15 protein-coding genes are annotated in these 25197 nt (G+C 61.2%); 1 reads left to right on the plus strand and 14 read right to left on the minus strand.

Features of this window, described 5'->3' with window-relative positions:
- Positions 1–154: 154 nt before the first annotated feature.
- The 14 genes from FGM15_11325 to FGM15_11390 form a co-directional block, all read right to left on the minus strand.
- The gene (locus FGM15_11325; GenBank protein ID MBU3666448.1) at positions 155–937 is read right to left on the minus strand and encodes a glucose 1-dehydrogenase; all 783 of its coding nucleotides are present in this window, start codon (positions 935–937) and stop codon (positions 155–157) included.
- A 190-nt stretch (positions 938–1127) separates the two neighbouring features.
- Complete coding sequence (locus FGM15_11330; GenBank protein ID MBU3666449.1) at positions 1128–2006, minus strand: aldolase; 879 nt, start codon at positions 2004–2006, stop codon at positions 1128–1130.
- Entirely contained in the window at positions 1990–2184 is a 195-nt protein-coding gene (locus FGM15_11335; GenBank protein MBU3666450.1) for a hypothetical protein, read from the minus strand. Before FGM15_11335 ends, FGM15_11330 begins: the two co-directional genes overlap by 17 nt.
- Positions 2185–2535: 351 nt before the next feature.
- Positions 2536–4641: a hypothetical protein gene (locus tag FGM15_11340; protein ID MBU3666451.1), complete on the minus strand. Its 2106-nt coding sequence runs from the start codon at positions 4639–4641 to the stop codon at positions 2536–2538.
- Complete coding sequence (locus tag FGM15_11345) at positions 4629–5099, minus strand: hypothetical protein (protein MBU3666452.1); 471 nt, start codon at positions 5097–5099, stop codon at positions 4629–4631. Before FGM15_11345 ends, FGM15_11340 begins: the two co-directional genes overlap by 13 nt.
- A 166-nt stretch (positions 5100–5265) precedes the next feature.
- Entirely contained in the window at positions 5266–7851 is a 2586-nt protein-coding gene (locus FGM15_11350; GenBank protein MBU3666453.1) for a hypothetical protein, read from the minus strand.
- Positions 7796–9490, minus strand: coding sequence for a DUF1080 domain-containing protein (locus FGM15_11355; protein MBU3666454.1), 1695 nt, complete (start codon positions 9488–9490; stop codon positions 7796–7798). The genes FGM15_11350 and FGM15_11355 overlap by 56 nt, the downstream gene beginning before the upstream one ends.
- 129 nt (positions 9491–9619) lie before the next feature.
- Positions 9620–13462 (minus strand): hypothetical protein, encoded by a 3843-nt coding sequence (locus FGM15_11360; protein ID MBU3666455.1) that lies wholly within the window; start codon positions 13460–13462, stop codon positions 9620–9622.
- A 15-nt stretch (positions 13463–13477) separates the two neighbouring features.
- Entirely contained in the window at positions 13478–15436 is a 1959-nt protein-coding gene (locus tag FGM15_11365) for a sodium/solute symporter (GenBank protein ID MBU3666456.1), read from the minus strand.
- Between the two features lie 100 nt (positions 15437–15536).
- Positions 15537–16580, minus strand: a complete 1044-nt coding sequence (locus FGM15_11370) for a galactose mutarotase (GenBank protein ID MBU3666457.1) — start codon at positions 16578–16580, stop codon at positions 15537–15539.
- A 220-nt stretch (positions 16581–16800) separates the two neighbouring features.
- Positions 16801–19320: a hypothetical protein gene (locus FGM15_11375; GenBank protein ID MBU3666458.1), complete on the minus strand. Its 2520-nt coding sequence runs from the start codon at positions 19318–19320 to the stop codon at positions 16801–16803.
- Positions 19321–19640: 320 nt separating this feature from the next.
- Positions 19641–21605, minus strand: a complete 1965-nt coding sequence (locus FGM15_11380; GenBank protein ID MBU3666459.1) for a sodium:solute symporter — start codon at positions 21603–21605, stop codon at positions 19641–19643.
- A gap of 442 nt (positions 21606–22047) precedes the next feature.
- Positions 22048–23370 (minus strand): alpha-L-fucosidase, encoded by a 1323-nt coding sequence (locus FGM15_11385; GenBank protein ID MBU3666460.1) that lies wholly within the window; start codon positions 23368–23370, stop codon positions 22048–22050.
- A 152-nt stretch (positions 23371–23522) separates the two neighbouring features.
- The gene (locus FGM15_11390; GenBank protein ID MBU3666461.1) at positions 23523–24749 is read right to left on the minus strand and encodes a hypothetical protein; all 1227 of its coding nucleotides are present in this window, start codon (positions 24747–24749) and stop codon (positions 23523–23525) included.
- Between FGM15_11390 and FGM15_11395 the strand changes: the two genes are divergently transcribed.
- Entirely contained in the window at positions 24732–25010 is a 279-nt protein-coding gene (locus tag FGM15_11395; GenBank protein ID MBU3666462.1) for a transposase, read from the plus strand. The genes FGM15_11390 and FGM15_11395 overlap by 18 nt on opposite strands.
- The last annotated feature ends 187 nt before the right edge of the window (positions 25011–25197 follow it).

Genomic DNA, 25197 nt, shown 5'->3' on the forward strand with positions numbered 1-25197 from the left:
CCATGACCCTGCCCGAGAGGGTTGCGGCGCTTTTCTTCCGTGGCTGCGTTGCGGCGCTCGGGACTGTATCGCAGAGGATACAGCCACATCGCTTGCTCCTTGCCACAAACGAAAATTATCCGCAACGCCACCGCGCCAGGTTTGGGGATAGGTTCTAGAAATCACGCGTGTAACCGGCGGTCCACCCCCCGTCCACCGTCAGGGTGACGCCGTTGATGTAGCTGCTTTCCGGCGCGGCCAGGAACAGGACTGCGGACGCGACTTCTTCAACTGTGCCGGGACGGTTCAACGGGATATGCGAGAGAAGCGCCTGCACCGAGTCGTTGAATTTGCCTTCCGAACCGTAGAAGAGCTTGCGCGTGCCCTCGGTGAGGATGGACCCGGGCGCGATGCAATTCACGAGCACCCCTTGGCTCCCCAACTCCAGCGCCATCGAACGCGTCAGATTGATAACCCCGGCTTTCGCAGCCACGAATGGGGACTGCAGCCGCGCCGGCACCAGGCCCATAACCGAGGCGATGTTGATGATGCGTCCACCTTTGGCGGCCAACAAAATCCGGGCCGCTGCCCGGCTGACAAAAAACAAGCCGCTCAAATCCACCTTGAGGATCCTCTCCCATTCGGAGGTGGGAAACTGGTCAATGTTGACGCGGTGCTCCAGGGTGTTGATGCCGGCGTTGTTGACGAGGATGTCCAGGGTTCCAAACCGCGCCACAACTTCGCGCAGCAGCGTTTCCACTTGCTGTTCATTCGCCACATCGACTGGCAGCGCCACGGCGCCGTCGGAGCGCGCCGCCGATGCCTGGGCGGTGGCAAAATCAATGTCCGCGTAAATCACGCGTGCGCCATTGGCCGCCAGCGCGTCGGCCGTGGCCTGTCCTATCCCGCGGGCCGCGCCCGTGACCAAGGCCACTTTACCTTCCAGATTTACTTTCATCAGCGCACGATCCTAAAACCCGGCTTGCCGGGTTGCCTGCCGTTTTCGTCCGGATTTTAGCTGTTTCCCGCAAGTCATTTATGTGCGAGCCAGGCGGAATTTTTAGCCACCGCGCCCATGCCGAAACCGCTGCTGCCCACCAGCGGGGCGCCGAAAAGCGTTGAGGTATCCATGGGGTTGAGATGGTTCTTCAGCGATTCCTTGCGGCCTGTTGCAGTTGCTTGCCCAGGTCGCGGCAGGCCCTTTGGACAATGAGCGTGTCCGTGCCATAGGCGATAAATCGCACCCCAGTCTTAACGTAACGCTCCACCTGCTCAACGCTCACCGCAAAAATACCCACAGCAATGTTTTTCCCGCCGGCCCGGCGCACGATGTCCTCGATGGCTTCCAGAACCCGGGCATGGTTGACCTCGCCGGGGATGCCGAGTGACTGCGAAAGGTCGAAGGGGCCGATAAAAATGCCGTCAATGCCCGGCACCGCCAAAATTTGGTCCAGGTTTTGAACGCCTTCAATCCCTTCGATTTGCAGGATGACGGCCGTTTCCCGATTCGACCGGTTGTAATAATCAGGATCCTGATCAATTCCATTATAGGCGGCCGCGCGCGTAAACGGACACACCCCGCGATTGCCTGCGGGATAATACTTGGCGGCGCGCACCGCCCGTTCGGCCGCTTCCTGGCGCTGGATGTTGGGCACCATCACAGCGGAAGCGCCCAGATCCAAAACATGCCCGATCTTGTGCGCGTCAACGCCGGGAACACGATACACGGATGCCAAGCCCGAAGCCGCGCAGGCCCTTAACAGCTCAATGGACGTGTTCACCCCCAACGTCCCGTGCTCCGCATCCACAATGCCAAAGTCGAAATGCTGGAACCCGAAAATCTCGGTGAGTTCTGCGGCGGGGATCTGAAGAAACGTCCCGAGAATGGGAGCACCGCCGGCGAGTTTTTCCTTAAATGTTGTGTTGGCCATGAGAATCCTTCCTTGTCTTGCTGGTAGTTGTTTGTGAATGCATGTTCCTGATGGGGGCAACTGAAATCCGGAACCCGCCTTAGAGGCTCGGAACATAACCGGCGCCCAGGCGAGCACCGGAACGGTTGCGAAAATCGGAGATCAGCGACATGAGCGAGGTGGTGCCGCCGTCGTCACCCTGGCGCGCGAATTCAAGGGCGATTTCCCGACCGATGCCGATGCCCGAGTCCGCAACCAGCACGCGTTTGCCTGTCAGTTTCTGTGAGGTGCTCATAGGTCAGGATCAGAAACGTTGCCCTTGAAAAAATCACCGAAAATGCTGGCTGCCATGCCTGATAGACACAAACAATCACAGAGATTTTTTACAGGGACCTTCATTGATTTTCCCAAGCTAATTTCTGCCGGCAAGCGCCGCCTGCTGTATTCGGCAAATAAGTTGCTGTTTTCCGCCGGCACCCGCCCCCCGCGTCGCGCGCCCTAGACCCAAGCCCGCAGGACCTCTCTTCTCACCTTGGCGCATGAAGCCTTGCCCGTCTGACGACCTGTGGCGATCACCACCAATTGACGGGTAGCAAAGGCATTGGTGGGGAGTCAGTATTGGGCGCAGCGGTTGTGGGGAGGACTTTCATTGCTTTTGGTAAGTGACCACCGCCACGCCGGGCTGTTCATTGATGCTGACGGATAGTCCTTTTTCCAGCAGTTCGCGACCCGTGATCTTCTGGGGTGCCGACCCGTCGAGATGAGTGATAGTGTATTCCGCGTCCGCCTCCAGGCCGCGCAGCCTGAAGCGGGCGGATTCGAACGGGCTATGGTCGCGGCGGAAGACTTGGACCATGCCTTCGCCGGTCTCGGGGCGGTCAAACTGCCAGGCCATCCATTGCGAGCTGTCCCGGTTCCAGGAGGTCAGCGGGTAGAAGTCACCGTAATAATTCGGGCTGATCTGCCGCCATTGGTCGACCAGACGGCGCAGCGTGGGGTAATCAAGCTCCTTGATGCGCATGTCAATGAAGAGGCCAAGGCTGGGGGCGGCGTTGGACCAGAAGGCATACGGGTCAACCGGCGTAAGGCCGCTGCCGTAATAGGAAGCGTTGCGGGCGGCCACGGTGCCGGTGCCGTGGAACGGCAGCCACAGCGAGATGCCGTAAGTCATGCACTGGTGCCCGATGGCTTCGTAGGCGTAATCACTCCGCCAGAGCGGCGCCGAACGGCGCATGGTCTCGAGGTCGTTGCGCCGGCCGCCTGACGCGCAGGCATCGATCAGCATGTCCGGGTGCCGCCGGCGCAGTTCGTCCCAGAAGGCCAGGTAGCCGGTGACATGCCGGATTTCGGTGATGCCTTGGCGGTCGGGGGTGTCATTGTTCCGCCAGTATTCAAGCGGGTCCATGTTGAAATCCTGGCGGTAAAGGCCGATGCCCTGTTCCGTGAGCAGTTGGTCCACGTGCTCGATAAGCCATTGGCGCGCGGCGTCGTTGCCGAGGTTCAGCAAGCCGCCCTTGGCGCCGCCAAGAATCCATTCGGGATGGTTCTCGGCCAGCCAGGTGCCGGGGGTGACTCGCTCCGGCTCGAACCATAGCAGTGTTTTCATTCCGTTCTTGTGGGCATGGTCGGAGATGGGACGCAGCCCGTTAGGAAACCGGTTCGAGTCCACCAGCCAGGTGCCGACGCGCGGCCAGCCGCCACCGTGGTGCACATACCAGCCGGCGTCCATCCACCAGTAATCGAGTTTGACGTCCTCTTCGAGATAGCGGTCGATGAACATGGTCTGGTTCGCCTCGTCGGCCTTGATCATCTCATCATACTGCCGCGAGCTGGCGGCCAGGAGCTGGGGTTCGGGAAGCCTGCCGCCAGGCTTGGGCATTGAGTGAGCCATCATCCAGCGTCGCCACACGTTTTGCGCGCGAATCCAATCGCCGCTCGTCCAGAATTGCAGCACAATAAGCGGACCGCGCACTTCCTCGCCGGGCAGCAGCTTGAAATGTGTCCGTTCCTGGCCCGCGCGGATCGTCAAGTTGCGGGAATCGCCGCGGATGAATTCCGACGACCATTGGCCGGGCCAGCCGACCGCCATGATCAGGCCTTCGCCTTCGCCGGTCTCCAGATTGAAATACGACCAGTCCGAATTGGTGGGCCTGCCGCCGGCCGCGCCGATGCGTTTGGAGGCGCCGGGCTTCAAGGGCGTCGCCAGCGGTCCGTAGTCGTTGCCGTCAGCAGGCGAGCCGATGGCGTGATGCAAAAGAAAATCGCCGGCTTCGCCACGGGCAAAAGTGGTGTCCAGCGCTTGAATCCCTTCCAGGATGGGCGTGTCCGCCGCCCCGGTGTTCTTGAAATAGATCGTCCATTCGACCGTTGGGAAATCCGCGTATTCCACAACTTCGCAGCGCACCTGTAATCCGGTCGCCGGATCGGTGTAAACCAGCGTATGCGCCGTGCGCTGGCTGTCGAGTTGACGGGTATCGTGGCTGAATTTCCAATTCTTCAGCAGGCTGGACGAGGCTTGCCCGCCGTAGCGGAACGAGAACGGCGGCTGGTCCTTCGAGATCTTTGTCGCCCCCTCGACCGGCAAATCCTGCAAGGCCACGGTGTCGCCGTCCTTGAGGTGGACGCGGGCATCGGCCAATAGCGCCTGGTCCCAGGCCCGGCCATCGCCGCCATCCTTGACGCGGATTTCAAATTCGCTCGCGCCGTTCAGCGGGACATCCAAGGGCTGCGCCCCATCTTTCAGCCGGAGCACGGGGTGCTGGCGACCTCCTTGCCGTCGACGAGCACGTGAAACGTGACCGAGCCGTTGCCCGACTGCGCGCCTTTCCGGGTGTCGTCGTTGTTTTCCAAGCCGACCTCGGCGGTGAAGCGTTCCGCCGGACGTCCGAGCACAACGCGGAAATGCTTGGTGGAATTGAACGCAAGTCCGTTGGCGTAGGTCTTTTCGCCCAGTTGAAACGGGGTGCCGCGCCAGGAACTGCGGCGTGAGACATCGTCGAACGCATCCTCGAAAAGCAACTCCAGACGGGGGTGGGCCGTGGTTGGCGCGCGATCAAGCCACGGCGCCAACCAGGCGTTGCGTTGTGCAAACTCGTTTGGCGTCGGGGTTACCGCGAATAGGGTGGCGGTGAGCGGGCACAACAGCCCGGCGGCGAGACAGAAGACCGCAACGAGGCCGCAGCCGGTGGATCGGAGTGTTTCGTTTTTCATGACGCGTTTGATTCCGGTGTGTTTTAGCATGCCGGTTATCAGGGATGGAGGCCTGGCATGGTGGGAAGACGCAGTCTGCTGCCTGCCGGCAAACGCCGCCTGCTGTATTCGGCCAATAAGTTGCTTTTTTGACGTTGGAGCTCTTCCCGGTCTGGCGGGCGGTGCTTCATCGGCGCTTCTCGAGCGCATAACGAATCAGGACGCTGCCCGGGGCCGTCGGAACGGATATCGTCAGATCCTTCAGCGATTGCCCGGTCATGGTTTCCTCACGCATGGCCGGGTAATCGCCATGCCAACTCACCGCGTAACGTTCCGCCGGGTCGATGTCCCGCAACTGTATCGTCACGTTGTCCTGCGTGCAGCCTTGGCGCCGGAAGACAATCGCAAAGCCGGCGCCGAGATCCGGGCGGTGATATTGGTAGGCGCACCAGTCGTCCTCGTTGCCGCTGAGCGGTTTCAGCAGGTAATAATCCCCCGTGAAGAACGGTCGCAGCGATTTGACTTCTTCGAAAGCCAGCTTGGCTTGTGCGGCAGGGAACGTCGGCTGGCGCGGATCGTCATAGAGCACAACTCCGGCCTGCATGGCGCTGCGGAAACGGTAGGGGTCCATGTCCCACACGCCTCCGGAATGGAGTGGAGCCCACAGGCTCAAGCCCGCGGTCTGGACCTGATCCGCCGCGCCGGATTGCTCCCGCAATTTCGGGTGCCAAATCATGTGGTCCGGCGTGTCGCTGCGCCAAAGCGGCAGCGAGCGAGACAGGGTCTCAATATCGATCCGTCGTCCGCCCGAAGCGCAGTTGTCGATCCACAACCCGGCATGGCGGCTCCTCAGTTCGTCCCACATGGCATAGAGCCCCTCCACATGCCGGATCTCCGTCATCCCTTGGCGGCCGGGCGGGTCTGCCGCGCGCCACAAGGGCAACGGCTCGATGTTGAAATCCTGTCGATACACATCGGCCTTTGTTTCGGTCAAAATGCGGGAGATCACGTCGGTCATGTGTTTCCGCGCTTCGGGTATGCCCAGATTGAGCAACCGGCTCGTCCCCGGGCTGCCGAGCAACCACTCTGGATGTTGGCGCTCGAGTTCAGTATCGGGACCAACCCTTTCGGGTTCGAACCAAAGAATGAATTTCATCCCCCGTTCGTGGGCGGCATCGCCGAGAGGCCTCAACCCACGCGGGAAATCGTTCTTCCGGTAGAACCAATTGCCCACGCCGTTGGGGAATGCGCCCGGAAACCAGTAGGCATCCAACCAGTAGGCTTCGACGCCCAAAGGCCCGATGGCGGCGATGGCGTCCATTTGCGTTTTCTCGTTTCCACCGGCCCACCCTCCGTCGTGCAAATGAAGGGCGGCCGATGTGGCGTGGGCGACCGGCGGCATCACGAGTTCACCCTGCAGCCGTGGACTAAAGCGATCGAGGAGGACACGCCGCAGGGCATTCTGCCCGACCTGCCAGTCCTCTCCTTTCCATGGAACCAAGAGAATGCTGGGCAGACGGATGGTCTCACCGGGCAGCAGCGAGAGAGAGGCGTAGGGCAGGCCGGCGGTCGCGGTCACCTTATTGCTGTCCGGCCGATCGAAAGTCGCTTGCCATTGACCGGTCCATCCCACGGCCATAACCAATCCGCCGCCGCGCCATTCGAGGTTGAAGAACGGCATTTGGCCGCTGGAGGATCGTCCGTCGAGAGGTCCGAAGACACGGGGTGCGACCGGCAAATCTTGCAAGGCCACGGTGTCGCCGTCCTTGAGGTGGATGCGGGCATCGGCCAATAGCGCCTGGTCCCAAGCCCGGCCATCGCCGCCATCCTTGACGCGGATTTCAAATTCGCTCGCGCCATTCAACGGGACATCCAAGGGATGCGCTCCATCTTTCAGCCGGAGCACGGGGGTGCTGGCGACCTCCTTGCCGTCGACGAGCACGTGAAACGTGACGGAGCCATTGCCCGACTGCGCGCCTTGCCGGGTGTCGTCGTTGTTTTCCAAGCCGACCTCGGCGGTGAAGCGTTCCGCCGGACGCCCGAGCACAACGCGGAAATGCTTGGTGGAATTGAACGCAAGTCCGTTGGCATAGGTCTTTTCGCCCAGTTGAAACGGGGTGCCGCGCCAAGAACGGTGGCGTGAGACACCGCCGGAAGCATCCTCGAAAAGCAACTCCAGATGGGGGTTGGTCGCGTTGGGCTCCATAGTCTCCGACTGGGGCAGAAAATCATCCGGTGCAGCAGTGCTGCCTTTCGCATGGTGGAGGTGGACGTCGCCGCTGACGGAGACCTCAACATCCAGCGACCGGATTTTCTCGATCAACGCCGAGGCTTTTGTCCCCTTATTCGCCAGAAACGGCACATAGTATGCGGTGCCGCTCTCCGGCGAATACCATCCTTCGAGCCGGATCTCCAAGTCGCTGTCAGGCACCGCCAGAGTGATCGAACGGGATGCGCTTTCGTCGGCGGCCTTGGCATCCGCGGGAAGTTCGCGAAGCGGCACGGACATGCGCACCGGCCGTCCATCCAAAGTCATGCTCAAAGACGGGGTATCGGCAGCAGCTCCAGCATGCATGCTCGCGGTTCCCGCTAAGACGATCGCGAGGCAGTTCGCCAAAAGTCGTCGCGCCATTCGGTCTCGGTATGAATCGACAGTCATGCAGTTCGGTTTTGGGTGAATGCTGTGCAAAGAGGCGAGGGGGCGGGGAGGGTGGGGCTCAGTTCGGTTTTTCCGCGGGTGTTCCCCTGACTTGCAAATCCGAAAAAGCGGCATGCGAGTCGATGACCTGCAGGCCGACCGACCCCGCGGTGTGTGTGTTGTCGGTGGCGCTTATGACTTCTTTGCCATCCAAGCTGACGAAAATTTCCGGGCCTTTTGTGGTGACCGATAGGAGGTAGTCCCGGTTGGGTTGCACGTCGGCGTTTGCAGCCGCGAGTTGTTGCCAAGCGCGGCCATCCGTCCTCCCGAGCACCACTTCGCCGGTTTCCTGGACAATTCCGGCGAAATATCCTTTCTGCGCGTTCTTTCCCACGGCCGGCAATGTGCAACGGAAGAGCAGGCCCGCTCCCTTTCCCCCCGAGAGCGCGTTCACCCGGACCGAAGATTCCGTATCACGCCAGCAATGGCCGGAGATGAGCACTTTTTCGTTGGAACGGTATTCATTGACCGGGTCCGCCTCGGACTTGCCAAGATGAAGCTTCCCGTCATTCGCCCGGATCAATTGGTGGTGTCCGAAGTAGTCCAAGCCATCGAGATCGTGCGCACTCTCGAGCTTTGAAAACCAGGCGCCGTCTTTGCAGTGTCTCGCTTCACCCGACGGTCTGGGCAACGGCTCGTGGGGCGTTGCCGGAGCACCGAATACCGGCGTTCCCTCGGGGCTCCAAGTGAAGGGCTGGGCGTAAAGAGCACGCCTCCATCCGTCACGCCGGTCTATTTTGGCGTGGTAAACAATCCAATCCTCTGTTCCGTCCGGCGACTTGACGAAGCAATTGTGGCCCACGCCGAAGGCTTGAAGGCTCGACTGGAATACCGGTTCGGGAGTCTTTTTCCAATCGGCCGGATTCAGGGGATCGCCTCCCTGCCGCAGCTCCAGAAGACCCAGTTTGTAGGTGTGTTGCCATGAGGAACTGGCGGAATAAACCAGGAAGGTCCTGCCGTCCCGCTGGAGGACTTGCGGGGCTTCGTTCAGACCGCGCTCGGTGGACTGCTCGCCCACGCGCTCCCAGAGGTAATCGTCGTTGTCGCAGATCCGCACGCGTTTGCCGACGGTGAGCGGATCCGACATCGGAGCAATGTAAAGCCACTGCTCGTCGTGCGTGTCTTCCCAGCCGGACCAGAGAAAATACCGCTTGCCTTCGTGCTCCAAGATCGTGCCGTCGATCGCCCAGCGGTTGTCTTGGCCCGTCTCGGGATGGTCGCCGGTGTAAAGCGGTCCCTCGACGGTGTAATTCCCGAAAGGATCCTCGGCTTCCGACTTCAGCGCCCACATCAGATGATTGCGGTTCTCGCCGTCGGAGGCGGCGACATACACATACCAATGCCCGTCCAGGAAATGGATTTCCGGAGCCCAGATCTGGCGTGAATAGGGACCGGTGTCGGGTGCGGTCCATATGACACGCTTCCGGCCGGGTGAAGTCGGGCTTCCGGAGCGGTAAAGAGCGATCCCGCGGTTCGCTTCCGCCAGCACGAGCAGGTAATCATCGCCGTGGCGGGCGATCCATGGATCGGCGCCTTCCGCGAAGGGATTGACGAACCATCGGGCGTCCGGGCAGTCGTGCCCGGAGCGGCTCTCCGTGGCGGAGGCCGTGTCCGCGCGCTCTTCGAGGGCCCGGTCGCCGGCCGTGACGACGGCATTGTTCCCGAAAAGCGAAACAGCCGTCGCAAGAAGAGCGAGGTGTGTTTTCGCGGTCATGTTTGTGATCCGCGGCCGGTCGAATGCCGGACCGGCGCCGACGTATTGCCGGGCCAAGCCGCGATCCGCGCCACCGCCTTTTCCAAGGTGCGGCCTGACGGCTCCAATGCGGCGCGAATCATGGGGCTGCTATTGCGGGGCGGTCTGAGCCGTGTAAGTCGGCCCCTCGCATCTCGGTCCTTCCGGAGTCCAGACCAGCTTGTCGATGCAAAGCTGGCGCTCCTTCATGCCCGCGTCCCAAGCGTGGTAGACGATATAGATCGAGCGGCCGTCAGGGCTTGTGGCAAAGGAGTGATGTCCGGGGCCCCGCACTTTGCCCGGCACTCCGGACAGGACCCGCGGTCGCGATCCTTGGTCGCGGAAGGGACCCATGGGATGGTCCGCAACCACGTAATCGACGCCGTAGCGGTCGCTCTGCCAGTTGGATCCGCTGTAAAAACAATAATACTTGCCGTCGTGTTTTATGACGCAGGGCCCCTCGATGGTGTGCCAGTCGAATGTTTTGTCATAGACGTCCATCCTGCGGTTCGCTTCGTAGAGCGTCCAATCGTAGCGGGCCCGCAGCACCACTTTGCATTCGTCGCCGAGGCGGGTCATGTCGATCAGCGGCGCGACGACAATGGATGTTCCCGGGTGCACGGCCTCTCCCGGCGCGCCGGGGGTGGAGTCGGTGAAGTTCCGCGCATAATACAGATACCATTTGCCGTCATCGTCGCGGAACGGATAAGCGTCGATGGTGAAGCGGTTGTTCTCGCAGTCGGTCAGCTTCTCTCCGGTATCGATATAGGGACCTTCCGGCTTGGAGCTTACGGCGACGCGCAGCTCGAATTTCTCCGGCTCCAATCCTCCCATCGAGTAGTAGAGATAGAACTTTCCGTTGGCGGCCGCGACATCCGGAGCCCAATACAAAACCGCTTTGTTGTCGGAAGGGGGCACCAAGGCGCCGCCGAGTTTTTCCCAACTCACCAAATCCTTGGAGCGAAGGACGGTGAAGATGCGGCCGTCGGGAGTGCGATCGGCGCCGGTCGTTCCGAAGGCATAGTAGTAGCCGTCATGCCGCAAGATCGTAGGATCCGGCATGGAACCCGCATACACCGGATTGGTGTATTGAGGCTCAGAGGCGCTTGCGCCGCCGGCTCCCTTCTGCGCGGGTTCCGCGGAAGCCCCGTTTGCGGGCTCGAAGAAGACCAGCTCGGAAATCGGCGCACCCTTGAGGGTCACGTCGAGACCGTTGGCCAGCTCCGCGCCGGTCTTCTCGACCGCCGGGTTCGATCCGTCTTCAAAGCTGACGCGGTAGCGTGTCTGCGGATCGACACCGCGGAGTTTGATGTTGATCGTGTCCGAAACCGGGCTCGGTTTGAAAAGACAGACCACGCCCTTTTTTGTCGCCGGATCGTAATATTGGATTCCATCCCAGTTCTTGCCGTCCGGCCGGGGCAGGATGTGATACAGGTCCGCGTTGCGCACCAGCGGGCGGACCTTCGTCTTGTAGGTCTCGGTGGCGGCCTTGACTGCGGCGCGTTCCTCCTCCGTCCAGGGTTTGGCCCCGTTCTGGCCGCCGGGTGCGTCGAGGAACCACTCCGGCGCGCCGAGGGACATCGTCCGGAAGGCGAAACGCATGCCGTCCGGGCCCTCCGGCCGGAACGTGTTGGCGAAGCTGCCCGCGCATCCCATCAACTGGGCCGGAGGAAACATGTAGGATGACGTGTAAAACGCCTGACGCACGTGGGTCTCGTCATAGGTGTCGGTGTTGAACACCTTGACCGCGTATTTCATGGCGCCGAAATCCTTGATGCGTCCGCCGCAGCAGCAGTTCTCCCACTGGAAGTTCGGAATCTCGCGGCCGAGTTGCTCGAGCATTTCATAGAAACCTTTGACCGCCGCGTAGTGCGAACCGATCACCGGACCGGCCGTGCTGTCCGAGCGCCAGAGATCGGCCCCGTATTCATTGTAGAGGCGTTTGATGTGGGCGATGCGGCGGTTGCGGCCCTCGGGGCTCGCCATGTCCTCGCCTTTGTTCCAGTAGAGCCCGAAGCGCATCCCTGCCTTCTTCGTGTGCTCTGCGGCCTTGGCCATGCCGGAAGGCCAGTCCACCGGATCGGCCTCCGGTTCCGGGGCCGCGGTTTCGCCCTTCCACCACCCGACGTCGATCATCACTTCTTCGAAGCCGAGCGGGGCGATGTCGTCCACGAAGGGATAGAATTTCCTCTCCACGGTATTCCAACTGCCCGGCTTGTCGCCGATGGCCCCGTAAGCATTCCACTGGATTTTGGGATAGGTGGAGTCTTTGCGCACCACCTCGGGTATGCGGTGGTTGAAAAGGAAACGGCGCAGGTTGTTTCCGGCATCGTCGGCGTCCCCGCGATAGGCGCCGACGAAGGATGGCGGGGCGTCAAAGGTTTCGCCGGGAGCAAGGGTGACCACAAACGTCTCGTTTTCCCCGGCGCGAACCCTGACCGATCCGGGTTTCGATCCGCCGACCCCGCGGGCCTGGATGGAGCAGACGCTCCACTCCACGCCAAGATAGACGCCGCGTTTTCCGCCGCTGTCGAACAGCGCGTAGGGGATGAAGAGTCCCGTCTCCGGTTCGGTGTCGATCCGGCGGGCGGCTGTTCCGTGCATGACATGCCGGTAAACGCCCTTCCTGTCGGGCGTTTTCCCATCCGTGTGGAAAGTCCACATCGTCAGGGCGCCGTCTTCGGCAGGGCCGGCCAAGTCGAGGAACATGGAGGGCGGGAGTTGAAGCGCCACGGGCGCGGACGAACGATTGACGACTTGGAGTTCGTGGCAGATCGGGCCGCGTCCCGGCTTGGCCGACCAGATGGACAGCAGTTCCAACTCCGGCTTTTCGCACACGAAGCGGATGGTGACCCGTTCACCGTCGGTCTTGTCCACGGTCGCGTCCTTGAATTTCCATCGACCCGCCTTGCCGGAGGCTGGCACCGGGAAGCTGAAGACCGACGGCTCCTTCGCCCAGTTCCAACCATCCTCCGTGTTGCGCAGATCATAAATGCAGAGTTGCCCTTCGGCCGTCGCGCCGAGCGTGATCTTCGTGTCGTCCGTGGCCAGGCTCCACGACTGGAGTTTTTTGCCGGGCCGTTCGCGTGGAGCATCGAGGGAGGCGCTTGCGAGAAAGTCGTCCATCGATGCCAGAAAATGCCAGGGGCCGGCGTAGCCTTGCGAGCCGGGCTCCGGCTTGGCGGCTTCCGGATTGCCGGTCACGTCCTTGACCAAATCCCATTTCCGGGCGGCTCCCCCATGCTCGGCGACAACCAACTCGAGCAGGGTGCTGTCGAACTGGTGGCCACCGTGCCGGTTGATCACCAGCAGCAGTCCGTCGCCCTCCCGAACCGGCAATGCCGCGAGTTGCGCTGCTTCGGCGGCCGCCGGAATCGCGCGGGATTCGCCGCGCCCGATCTCGCCTTCGGCCAAAACTTTCCTTTGGCCGGAGGTTGAAAGGTGGATGATTGCCCAGCGCACGCCGTCGCCGCCATTGCCATCCGCACTTGTCACCTTCGCCTGCACGCTGACCTGGCCGGTGATCGGGCTCGCCCACCCCACAGCCACGTCGCGGTCCGATCCGGGATGCGCGAGGAAACTTCGCGGCGGAATGGAGAAGTTGGAGGGGAATTGCGCCGGCGCGTCGCCCCTGTTGGCGATGACAAACGGCCCGTCGCCCCATGCGCCCCAGCCCGTGCAGTTCGGCACCGGCGGCGTGAAAACCTCAAGCAAGGGATAGCCCGCAACCGTCTTGAACGCGGACGGCATCTGATCCTCCTGCGCGTGGAGCGGGCCCGACACGGCAAGCAGCACGGCCGCGGAAAGAATGCTGAAGCGCAGCCGGGTGCGTGTTGTTTGCGCGCGGACGGTTTCACTGCTGGTGGAAGGAAGGGGCGGGTTTGTCATAATGTTGCTGGCGTGCGGTTTTGCGTTGTGGGTTTCTTTCGTTGTGCGCGAGGTGCGACGAGACATGAACTTCGGCGGCGATTACCAGAAGATCGCGTAGAGGCATAGGGTGGCGACGACCACGGCGAGCCCGAGCACCTTGGCGGTCTTGGACGACTTCAGCTCGACCAGATCGGTGGTCGGGAGTTCCACCGGCTTGGCCAGCGGCCGCAGCATGGTGATGGTTCCGAGCACGAGAATCACCACGCCGAAACAGAGCGCCATGCGGTTGAGAAACGCCATCTCGGGGGCGAGAAACCATTTCAGCGAGCCATACAACACGGCATTGAGCAAGATCCCCAGCCAGCCGAGGTAGCGCGGGGCGCGCGGGATGAGGAACCCGAAGAGATAGACGGCGAGAATTCCCGGGCTGATGAAGCCTTGGAATTCCTGGATGAAGTTGAAGATGCCGCCGAAGGCGGGGTCGGCCAGGCTCGGGGCGATCAGGCAGGCGATGAGAACGAAGAGGAGCGTGAAGATGCGGCCCGATCGGACCAACGCATCCTGCGAGGCGTTCTTGTGGACCTTGTGGTAGAGATCCATCGTCGCGATCGTGGCGGCGGAGTTGAGCATCGAAGCCAGCGAGGAAACGACGGCGCCAAAAATCGAGGCGAGCACGAACCAGCTCAGGCCGGGCTGGAGGAGTTGTCGCAGCAGGACGGGGAAGGCTGCGTCATAATCATACCCGATGAGCTTCGAGCCGGTCTCGATATTCGCGGCCGCCGCGGCCGCCGCCAGGAACTCGTTGTTCGCTTGCACCAAGGCGGCGGGAGTTCCCGCGGCGGGAACTTCGCGGCCAACCACGGTCGCGTTGTGCTCCAGCACCTTCATCGCCTTCTCGGGGTTGGTCAGGGCGAAGTTTTCGGCAAACGGGTAAACAATGCGGGATCCGGATCCGAGCCCGGCGAGGGCCAGTTCGTTTTTGCGGGAGGCCTCGGTGCGGAGATCCTCCTGGTAAAGGTTGAAGCAGAGTATCCCCGGAATCACCACGATGAAGGGAATGATCAGCTTGAGCGCGGCGGCGAATACGATGCCCTTCTGCCCCTCGGCGAGCGAGCGGGAACCCAATGTCCGTTGGACGATGTATTGATTGAGTCCCCAATAGAAAAAGTTCGGAATCCAAAGTCCGATGAGCAGTGCCGTCCACGGAATGCTCGGGTCGCTGTTGGGCCGGATCATGTGGAGCTTGCCGCCGCTGAGGTTTTCGCCGGGCAACGCCTTCGACTCCCCATCGTGGCCGCCGTTGAGCAGGGTGAAGCGCTCCCATCCGCCGGCTTTGGCGAGGTCCTCGACCGTGGCGCTGGAGGTGGCGACCTTGGTGGCGATGAGTTGGTTGGGGTCGGCTTTCTCGAGCGCGCTGAAGGCCAGCCACATCACCACGGCACCACCGGCGATGAGCGAGGCGCCCCAGACAAGGTCGGTCCAGGCACAAGCCTTGAGTCCGCCGACCAGCACATAGACCGCGGCCGCGATCCCGATCACCCAGCACCCGACCGTGATCGAGCCGAAATCGAGCCCCAGCAGACTGTGGCCCTGGAAGAATACCGAGACCACTTTGGCACCCGAGTAAATCACCGAGGCGGTCGGCACGCCGACCAGAATCACCAGTGTGGCCAGGGCCATGACCAGCCGCGAAAACGCCCCGTAACGATACTCGAGGAATTCCGGGATGGTGTAGATGCCGCAACGAAGCAGCTTCGGAAGAAAAACGAACGCCACCACCACGAGCGTGATCGCCGCCATCCATTCGTAGGAAGCGATCGCCAAGCCGAGCCAATCGGCTGCCGCGCCCGACATTCCCACGAACTGTTCGGTGGAAATGTTGGCGGCGATCAGCGAGAAGCCCACCAGCCACCAGGTCAGGCCGCGCCCGGCAAGAAAATAGCCGGAGGCTCCGCCGCTCTCGGCGGCGTTGGAGTCTTCCTTGTTGCCTTGGTAAATGCCGAGGGCGATCACGCCGACGACAGCGACAACAAAAAGCACAATGTCGAGCGTGCTCATCGGGTCGGGGGAAGCGGCGGTGGCGAGAGGGATGAAGTTTATCATGGAGTTTTGATGGATGGGGTTGGTGTTTGTTTAACGAGAGGGTCGGTGCGGGTGACTATTCCCGGGTCGAGAACCGGAAGACGGTCGAACTGCGGAATTCTTGGCCCGGCTCGAGCCAGGTCGAAGGGAAGTTCGGCTGGTTCGGGGAGTCCGGGAAATGCTGGGTCTCCAAACAAAGGCCGCCGCGGTGGACATACGGTTTGCCGGCTTTGCCGACCAAGCTGCCGTCGAGGAAGTTGCCGCTGTAAAATTGGATGCCGGGTTCGGTGGTGAGCACCTCGAGGACGCGGCCGCTGGCCGGTTCGAAGAGGGTGGCGGCCGGCTCCAAGCCGTCGGACTTGCGGTTGAGCACCCAATTGTGATCGTAGCCGCGGCCGAACTCGATCTGCTGGTGCTTTGCGCCGATATCGCGGCCGACCGTTTTCGCGTTGCGGAAGTCGAACGGTGTTCCTTCCACCGGGGCGAGTTCGCCGGTAGGGATCGCGCCCTTGTCAACGGGGGTGTAGCGATCGGCGTTGATCGTGAGCACATGGTCGAGGATCGTGCCCTCGCCTTCGCCTTTCAGGTTGAAATAGGAGTGCTGCGTCGGGTTGAACGGGGTCGGCTTGGTGCTCGTGGCCTTGTAATCGACCTTGATCTCGTTGTTCCCGGTGAGCGTGTAGGTGACGGTGAGGTCCACCTCGCCCGGGTAGCCTTCCTCGCCATCGCGCGACACATAACGGAGCACAAGCGGGTTGCCCTCGGAGACGACCTCCCAGACGCGTTTGTCATAACCGCAGTATCCGCCGTGGAGGTGGTTCTCGCCATTGTTGGTCGCCAGCTTGTATTCGACGCCGTCGCGGGAGAAGCGGCCCTTGGCGATGCGGTTGCCGTAGCGGCCGACGATGGCGCCGAAGTAGGGCTTGTCGTTGGCGTTGAGGTAATCGCCCAGCCGGTCGTAGCCGAGGACGACGTCGGCCAATTTTCCATCGCGGTCGGGCACCAGCACCGAGGTGATGATCGCCCCGTAATTGGTGATCCGGACTTTCATGCCCGACTTGTTCTCGAGCGTGAACTCTCGGATGTCGCTGAAGGATTTTTTTTCCGCGGCTTGGCTCATGGGGACTGATAGCAGGCCGCAAATTGAGGCGAGGAGCAAGGTCTGGAAGCGTGTCCGGGCGGGCGCCGCGTGCCCAAGGGTGATTCTGTGGTCGGTGGATTGCAGTGCTTGGTTCTTCATGGTCTTGTTCGTGTTCGGTGATTGTTGGTTTCGGCGTTTTCCGTGCGCAGGTTTCTTCGTTGATTCAGAATACGCGGAGGCGCGTGAGAGGGGGTGTTGCTCACGGTTCGTTCTTGGTGATGGTGAGCCGGTGCAGCTTTCCGGCGGGAAGAGTGAATCCCTGCGGGCCGGAAGGAACGTCCATGACATCTTCGGCGACCTCTTCCGATTTCAAGATCCGCGCCGTCCAACTGCCGGGGGGGAGGCGGACGGACAACGGGTCATCCACTTCTCCCGATTTCACGCGGAAGGTCACCTTGCCCGGCGAGGCTTCGATGTCACAGAGCAAGTCGCGGTAGGCGACATTCGTGACCGAGAGGTTGTCCAGAGCGTCAGGGATGCGGGGGTCCAGGTCGAAGCCGTCGGGCCGGGCGGAAAATCCGATGAATCCGTCGAGAATGACGCCGGGAACCATCACGCTTTCGAAGAATTCCTCGTCGATACCCAGCCCGCCCGCCGTTCCGCCGCCTTGCAACGTTCCCCGGCCTTCCACGGAGTAATAGGCGCGGGGTCCGCCGCCTTCCTCCACCTCGCGATACCATGCGAGAATCTCGCGCAGCCGTTGCCACGCATCGTCCGCGCCGAGGTAGCGGATGCGGGCCATGAGATCGTGATAGGTGAAGCCGAGCACGGCGCCGCCGTCCTGCACCTGGCCGCCGAAGGCGATGTCCTCGGGACGCGTCCACACGTAGGCGTAGTATTCGATGTTGCGCTTGGTGGTGGACCGCGGGCCGAAGCGGAACTTGTAGATGTCTCCGCCCTGCGAGGTGTCGCTCTCCACGGTGCGGGCGCCGGTCAGCCAGGCGAGAATTTCCTCCGCCTGTTCCTCGGTCGCGAGCCCGTAGAAAATCGCCTCGTTGTTGAGGAAGGTGAACCCGTAGTCGCGGAAGCGCCGGCGGTCGTCGATGGGCGCGAAGCGCCGGGTCTCGGGATTCCAGAATGTTTTTTGGAAATTTTCCCGGACGGCTCCGGCCAGCTTGCGCAAGCCCGGCCCGTCCAGCCCCCGCGCGGGTTTTTCGGACGCGTGCAGCTTGCCGGCCGCGACAAATTCCTCGATCTGCGCCATGCGCACCAAGGCGGCGTAGAGGTAAACGGTGCACAAGACGTCGTCGCCGCCGAAGGGGAGGATGTCCCAGTAATTGCCGCCGATACCAAGGCCTTTGTGGATGATTTTTTTGCCGTCCTCCGTGTATTCCAGCCCGCTGCGTCCTTCGTGGCCAATCCAGGGCGGGCGGATTGCTTGGGCTTCGCGCACGCGGAATTCGGAGATCATGTAGCCGGTGGCGCGCCGCATTTTCTCCAGGTTCGCGGCCAGCCACACCCGGTCGCCGGTCCAGTCGAAATAGTCGGCGGCGCCGATGAGATAATTCGGATTGTTGATCATGTGGCGCGAGTCCACCGCGGAGAAGACGCGCAACAATGTGATTTTTCCGGGGCCCGGGTTGCCGAAACCGATGCGCAGGCGCGTGATTGTTTCCCCGGGCTTGGTGATCTCGTGGACGGGAATATCGAAATCCTGGACGGGAAGTTTGCTCGCCATCGACGGTCGCGGAAATGCCATGCGCCGCTTCTTGGAAAACTCGGGCTCGGCCCCGGTGGTCCATTCGATGAACGGTTTGCTGCCGGCCGGCAGTCCTTCGGTATTCCATTTGACGCGAATGAACGGGCTCACCAGCGCGTTCACCGCGAATGCGGGCGAGGTGACGGATGCGTCCGGTGCGGTCAGTTCGATGGCCCAGCCGCCGCCTTCGTCCAATCCGAGGGTTTTGGCGTGTTCCAGCGTCCAACCGGCGACATCTTTCGTCGCGAAAACCCCGAACGCATCATCGTAAAGCAAACCGGTGAGGGAGAAACAGAAGGCAAAGCCGTCGCTTTGGGACGGCAGGGGAAAGGGCCAGCCCTCCGAGTGCGCGAGCCCCTCTTGTTGGTGGCAGGAGACGTAGCCCTCCGGGCTGACGCTCATGCGGGCGATGCGGTTGCCCACGCGGGCGCGCGTCAGTGATTCCGCCGATTTCGAGGAGTCGCCCGCCCAGAGCATGGCGCGCGGTAGCCACGCCATCGCGAAGGTTCCTGCGATCCCCATGTTGCAGGCCGGATAAAACCGCGCCAGCATGCTGTTCAGGGCGTCCAAGTCTTCTCCCTTCGCGTTGAATTCGGGAAACGTCTTGCTGCCCGATCCGGGCGGGAGCGCGATGCCCCACGGCGGCTCGCCGTTCTCGCCCACCACCTTGGCCGCCGTGAATCCGTCGATCTCGCCCGTTGCGGTCAGCCAACCGGCGGCCTCGGCGGTGCCGGACGTCCAGGAGTCTCCCGAGAAAAGCAGCAGCGGCTCCTTTTTTCCGGCGAGGGAAATTTTCAAACTCAGCAGCAATCCGGCCGGGCCGGCTTCCTCGTTTTCCGCGCGCACCGCCAGGACGTTTGTGCCGGGAGCCAGCAATCCGGCCACCTCGGACCGCGTCATCGGCGCCCATCCCTCGAAGCGTCCGGCGGATTTCCCGTTGATGAAGACCTCGGCGGAATTGTCGGCTCCGACATCCAGGACGGCGCTGTCGATTTTTTCTCCCCGCGGAATTTCGAACACTTTGCGGAAATAGGCTGGGCCGGCCGGCGCCCATATTTCACCGCTGGATGCCGCTGCCGACCAAATCCATCCGGCAGCGGAAGGCGTGCTCCTTGACTCCGCGGCCGCGAGCGACGGGCAAAGCAAAATATGAAGCCCGCAGCAAAGGGCCGGAACAAAGCGGAGAATCGATGCGGAGTGCATTAAAAGGTGATCTCTGGTGGCAAGGGGAGACGCGTCGAAAACCGGTATCCGTTCATGTCCGCAGGAATTTGTTTTGATGCAAAGGCTTCGAGGAGTGCCGGGCTTGTTTTCGTCGGTCTGGTTCGATCGGCGGTGATTCAGGAAGCTTGTTCCGCGGTGTTTGGCGGCAGCCGGCGATACCAGGTAAAGTAAAGCGCGATGGCGCAGAGCAGGAATACCGGCAGGGTCCCGAAGAAAGCCGTATAGTTTTTCACCAGCAGTTGCATGGGGAGGAGGAAGAGCGTCACTTGGGCCGTCATCGCGAGGGGCACGGAAACGATGTCCCAGAAATTCTCGCGATCCATGGACGCCTTTTCTTCCGCGGGAAGCACGTGGTGCAGCGGTTTCCACCAACCGAAGGGGCGGGTGCGGCGGTAGAAAGTTTCGAGCACCGGCATCGGTGTTGGTCGTGTAGCCAGGGACAGGGCGATGCTGCCGGCAAAGGAAATCGCGGTCATCAAGAGGAACTGGTTCCATTCGTTCATGTCCGGAGCAAGCGCGCGCTGGATGATCGATCCGGCCGTGCCGGCGGCCAGTCCTCCCGCGATGCCCCAACCGTTCATCCGCCACCAGTAAAGGCGCAGCAGCGAGGGGCCGATCGCCCCCGCGGTGAGGCTCATGACGATCCAGCCCCACAAGTCGTTGATGTTTTTGGCGAAGGCCCCGATCACCACCCCGCAAACAACGATGAGGACCGAGCTGAGATACGAGGCCATGATGAGTTCGCGGTCGGAGGCCGCGGGCCGCAGCAGATGTTGGTAGAGATCCCGCACCACGAGGCCGCCGGTCGTGTTCGTGAGCGAGGTGAAGGTGGACATGAGGGCGGCCAGGAGCGCGACAATAAGCAAGCCGCGCAGGCCGGTGGGCAGCACGTCGCGGATTACGGCCGGCAGGATCATTTCCGGGTTCACGTCGCCGTTCCAGCCGATGACGGGAACCAGCGAGCGCCACTCTTTTCCCAGGCCGGCGTTGAGCGATGTCCCGAGTCCGGGCGGAAGTTCGTTGTCCGGAGTCGCGGAAAGTGCGGCCGTCACCGCGTTCCAATTGGCCTGCGTGGCGTCCGGATGGGCGGCGCGAAGCTCCGCGGCCAGTGTCCGCACCTTGTCGGGGGAGGGCAGTGAGGAGGCCACCAGATAAATGCCGAGGATGGCGAAAGCCATCATCATCGGCCAGCGGAAGGCGACAGTGACCCCTTGCAGGAGGCATTGCAGTCCGCACTCGCGGTCGTTGCGCGCGGCGAAGAAACGCGGTTCGGCTCCCTGTCCCAAGCCTCCTATGACATTGCGGAGCAGATAGAATCCCGCCACGAGGATGAGGAGTTCGTAGGCGTCGTAGCCCTCCGGCATGGGCACATGCCAGGCCGGGAGGGTGGCGCTCCATTCGCTCACCCCGGTCACCTGACGCGCGGTCTCCGCGAGCGCTTCGCCGCTCGCAACCTTCGCCCAGGCGAACCATGCCACCACCACGCACGAGATGAGGATGATCACGCCCTGCACAAGGTCGGCCAGCACGACCCCGTAAAATCCGGCCAGTGCGGTGTAGAGCGTGGTGAACCCGATAAGGACGAGCGTGCTCCAAAGCGGATCGAAGGGAACGAAGAGACCGAGAAAAAGAGTGGTGCCGCGCACCAGATACGCGAGCATCGCGATGCCGGCCAGCACGGTGACGATCGCCGAAATGACGCGCGCAGCATTCGCTCCGCCGCCCGTGCCGAAGCGGAACGTGTTCCACTCCGCGGACGTCATGCAACCCGAGCGTCGGTGCCATTTGGCGAGGAAGCAGAGCAGGAAAGGCAGCACGAGCACCGCACCGCCGCGGAACTCCACGAAAAGGCCGCGCGGTCCCAGCATGTAAAGGAACGACGTGATCACCATCGTACCCGTCATGTCGAACCACGCCGTCATGCCCGCGATCCCGAGCAGCCACCACGGCAGCGAGCGCCCGGCCAGAAAATATTCATCTAGGTTAGACGACGCGCGCTTGGTCATCCACAACCCGGCGATGAGCGTGACGGCAAAGTAAACGACGATGATCAGCCAATCGAGGGTGGGCAGGAAATTCATGACTCGGGTTTTTGTTCGGAACCGGCTCTGCAGATGAGTTCAAAAAAAAACGGGGCGCTGCGCCGATTCACATCCGTGGGCACCTCATACGGCATTGGGTTCAGATCGAAGGAAAACGCGCGTTTCAAGAAGTAGAAATCGTGGTTGGCCAGCGTGGAGATCGAGGGGCTTCCGCCCCGTTGAAGTGCTGTTTTTGGGGGGGCGAATGGGCGTCGAGGAAATAGGCGAGGTCGGCTTTTCTGGATTGGCAGGACTGCGAATACGCAGCCAGCGCCCATCGGCAGGAATCGTTTGTCCCGTGCCGGTGGTCCGCTGGACGCCGCAGCCAGGCGACCATGCCCAGCCCATCCACCCCTGGCGGAAAAACACCCAACCCTCCCGCAGCCCGTGTCGGCCACCAAAATGGTGACAATGGTGTGAGGCTTGAGCTCGGCATGACAGGTCACTTGAGAATGAGCTCAATCACAGGAACTGTGGGCGTCGGGCGCTGCAATGGAAGTGTTAGCACGAGTTCATCGGGGTCCAACTTGACTTGGTTGCCGTGCCACTCGTCCAGTCCAATGACAACTTCGCTGCCGTCGTGCAAAAACTGTGCGTATTCGACACGCTCGCGAAATGCGGCTCCATCGAGGTGGAGCATTTTATAGGGGTAGGAAAAGAGGTGGATATAAAGACGGTGACGCTCGGGATTGTAAGTCAGGCGACAGTCAGCGGGCGTCGGAAAACAGGAGGGTGCCTGAGTGCATCCGGTAATGGCGCGCTCGTGGAGATCCATCCATTGACCAATTTCCTCAAGGATATTGAGTGAGCGCGGATCGAAACGTCCTCGGGCATCGGGTCCGACATTGAGCATGAAGTTCCCCCCCTTTGACACCGAATCAATGAGGCTTTGAATGATGTTGGTGGAGTCGCGCCATGGCGGCTCGTTGCGGTGGTAGCCCCATGAATCGCAGAATGTTTGGCAGGCTTCCCAAACGACCGGCGTTTCGTCAACCTCGATCCAGCGGCGCGGTTGGACCTGCTCGGGGGTTTTAAAGTCCCCGCCTGAAAGGAAGCCCGCCAAGTCCAGCCGGTCGTTGACAAGAACGTGCGGCTGCAGTTCTCGGACGATTTCCAGCAGTTGCTCCGAATTCCAAGCTTCACGCCCTTTGCCGAGCGTGAAATCCATTCTGTCCGCACCCGGCGCCTTCGGCGGATAACTAAAATCAAACCAGAGCAGATCAATCAGCCCAAACTGCGTCAGGAGTTCGCGCACTTGTCCGTGTAGGTAGTCGTAGTAACGTTCTTGCCGCCGATTACGGTTCAACGCACGCAAATCTTCACCGCGCTGCGGGTGCATCACATCCACAATAAAATCAGGGTGCCTCCAATCGATCAACGAGTGGTAAAATCCCGTGCGCAGACCTTGGGAGCGAAAGGCGCTCACCATCGGGGTGAGCAAGTCGCGGCGGCACTGAGGGGCTTGGGGGGCTTTGAAATCCGTGAGCGCGCTGTCCCAAAGACAAAATCCCTCGTGGTGCTTGGTTGTTATAACAAAATACTTCATTCCTGCCTTTTTAGCTGTGGTGGCCCAGAGCATCGGGTCGTAGAGATCCGGTTCAAAGTTCCGAAAATAAACATCATACTGCTCCGCCGTTTTTTTCTCGTGGTGTTGCATCCATTCATGGCGGGCAGCCATAGCGTATAGCCCCCAGTGGATGAACAGACCAAAACGAGCGTTTGTGAACCACTCACTATCTCCTTGACCCCGGCGGGGAGTGATAATCTCAAGTTCGTTGCGACCACTCGTTGAATGAAGGGCGGAGTTTTGGGATGTAGACATATTCGTTGAAGCGGTTTTAACGTGTAGATGAAATGTATCGGTAGAGTAACGCGCTAGGGGAGCCCTCCGTCCAAGCCGGAGGGTGCCATAAAGGACTATTCATTTGAGACAAGCAGATCGATACTGCGACCGTCCGCGCTGTAATCCATCTGACATGAGTCGGGCAGGCTGCTTCCGTTCAAAGTCACCCCGGCAAACTCTTCCACTGATGGTATATGGCCGTTGTTTTGGACCAGACGATACCTTCCCGGAGTCGGAGGCTGTCGGTCAGAAGTCAGCAAATCAAGAGAGGCCGACTTAATCCCTGCCAAAGTGCCATCGCATGCGATGATGGGATCACCTCCCGGTTGGCCAAGCGGCACGGTCAATTCAACAGGGGGCGCATCGGGGGGGGCCGAAAAAGCAAAGCGGGCATCCGGATCCACGCGCATTGATTCGATCTCGAGATGACTCTGTTCGCTGCCCAAGGGGGTGGAGGCAAGAACAAGATTTCCTTCCTGCACGTGCAGCAGCCCGCCGATTTTCACAGCACCGTATAAGACCGCCTCACTCGGGCCGATCTTGGTGCATGGTCCCTCGGCTTCGAGCCCGCCTGCGATAGTCAGCCTGTGAAAGTCATTCACGTGCTCCGGCGAGCGTTCCGGTCCATAACCGGCACCTCCAAAAACCAAGCCTTTCGGCGCAAGCAGAGGCACATAACAGACCGTGCCGGTCGAAACATATTCGCCTTTGGAAACAATCACGCCTTCGAGACGTCTGGTCCGTGGGGCTTCGAGCAAGAATTCGCCGGGCTGACCATCGCTTCGCTCTAGGGTCAATGGCCCGAAACCAGTCCAAACCACTTGGTTGTGGTCGTTCCAGAGCCGCTCGGCATCGCCAACTACGAGGCGACCAGCGGTGGTGAATTGCTGCGCCACCGAGATCTCAAGCCTCATGCTTTCCTCGGGATCGACCGTCAAAATTGTCGCTGTCGAGGATTCCAGGGAACCTGACCGACCCGCGGTGTCGTTCCAGTCCGGCGAGCCTTCGGTAAGGCTGCCTGCCACAGGATCTCCGGAGTAAAAATAAGTGTCGGCTTTCGCAGACCAACAAGCCCCCAGAGCAAAAACTCCAGCCAACGTAGCAGCGATAAGGTTGCGCATCCTGTTATCGGTAACATTCCGCTCATCATTTTGCAAAACAAATCGAAAGTTTTTTCGCGTCTGTCGCAGACGAAAAAAACCTCCAATGCTCGTGGCGTGCTCCCCGTGAATTGATCCGGGTGATGTGAGAGTTTGGCGGCGCGCGAGCGCCGCCACATTCTCATGAAAATAAAGCGACACACACCCGAAGAAGTTATCAAGAAGTTGAGGCGGGCCGACGAAGAGTTGGCCGGCGGCAAAGGCATCGAAGATGTCTGCCGTAGCCTGGAGATCAGCCCGGCGACCTACCATCGCTGGGCCAAGGAATACGCCGGAGCCAAGCTCGACACGGTCAAGCGGCTCAAGGAACTGCAGAAGGAAAACACCCGGTTCAAGAAACTGGTGGCCGAACAAGCCTTGGACATGGCGATCCTCAAGGAGGTGGCGGAGGAAAAATGGTAAGCCCGGTGCGGCGACGCGAGGCGGTCGAGAAGGTCGAAGATCGCTTGGAAGTTAGTCAGCGCCGAACTTGGCGGATTCACTGTCGCGGGGGCTGACGGGGTTTTCCACCATGGAAAAGCCGAGATTGTTTCTGGGAGCGAGGTGAAAGTTTTCTGCCCTGAGGTGCCAGAGCCTGTGCATGTGCGCT

This window comes from Chthoniobacterales bacterium (assembly GCA_018883245.1).
Taxonomy (GTDB): Bacteria; Verrucomicrobiota; Verrucomicrobiia; order Chthoniobacterales; family JACTMZ01; genus JACTMZ01.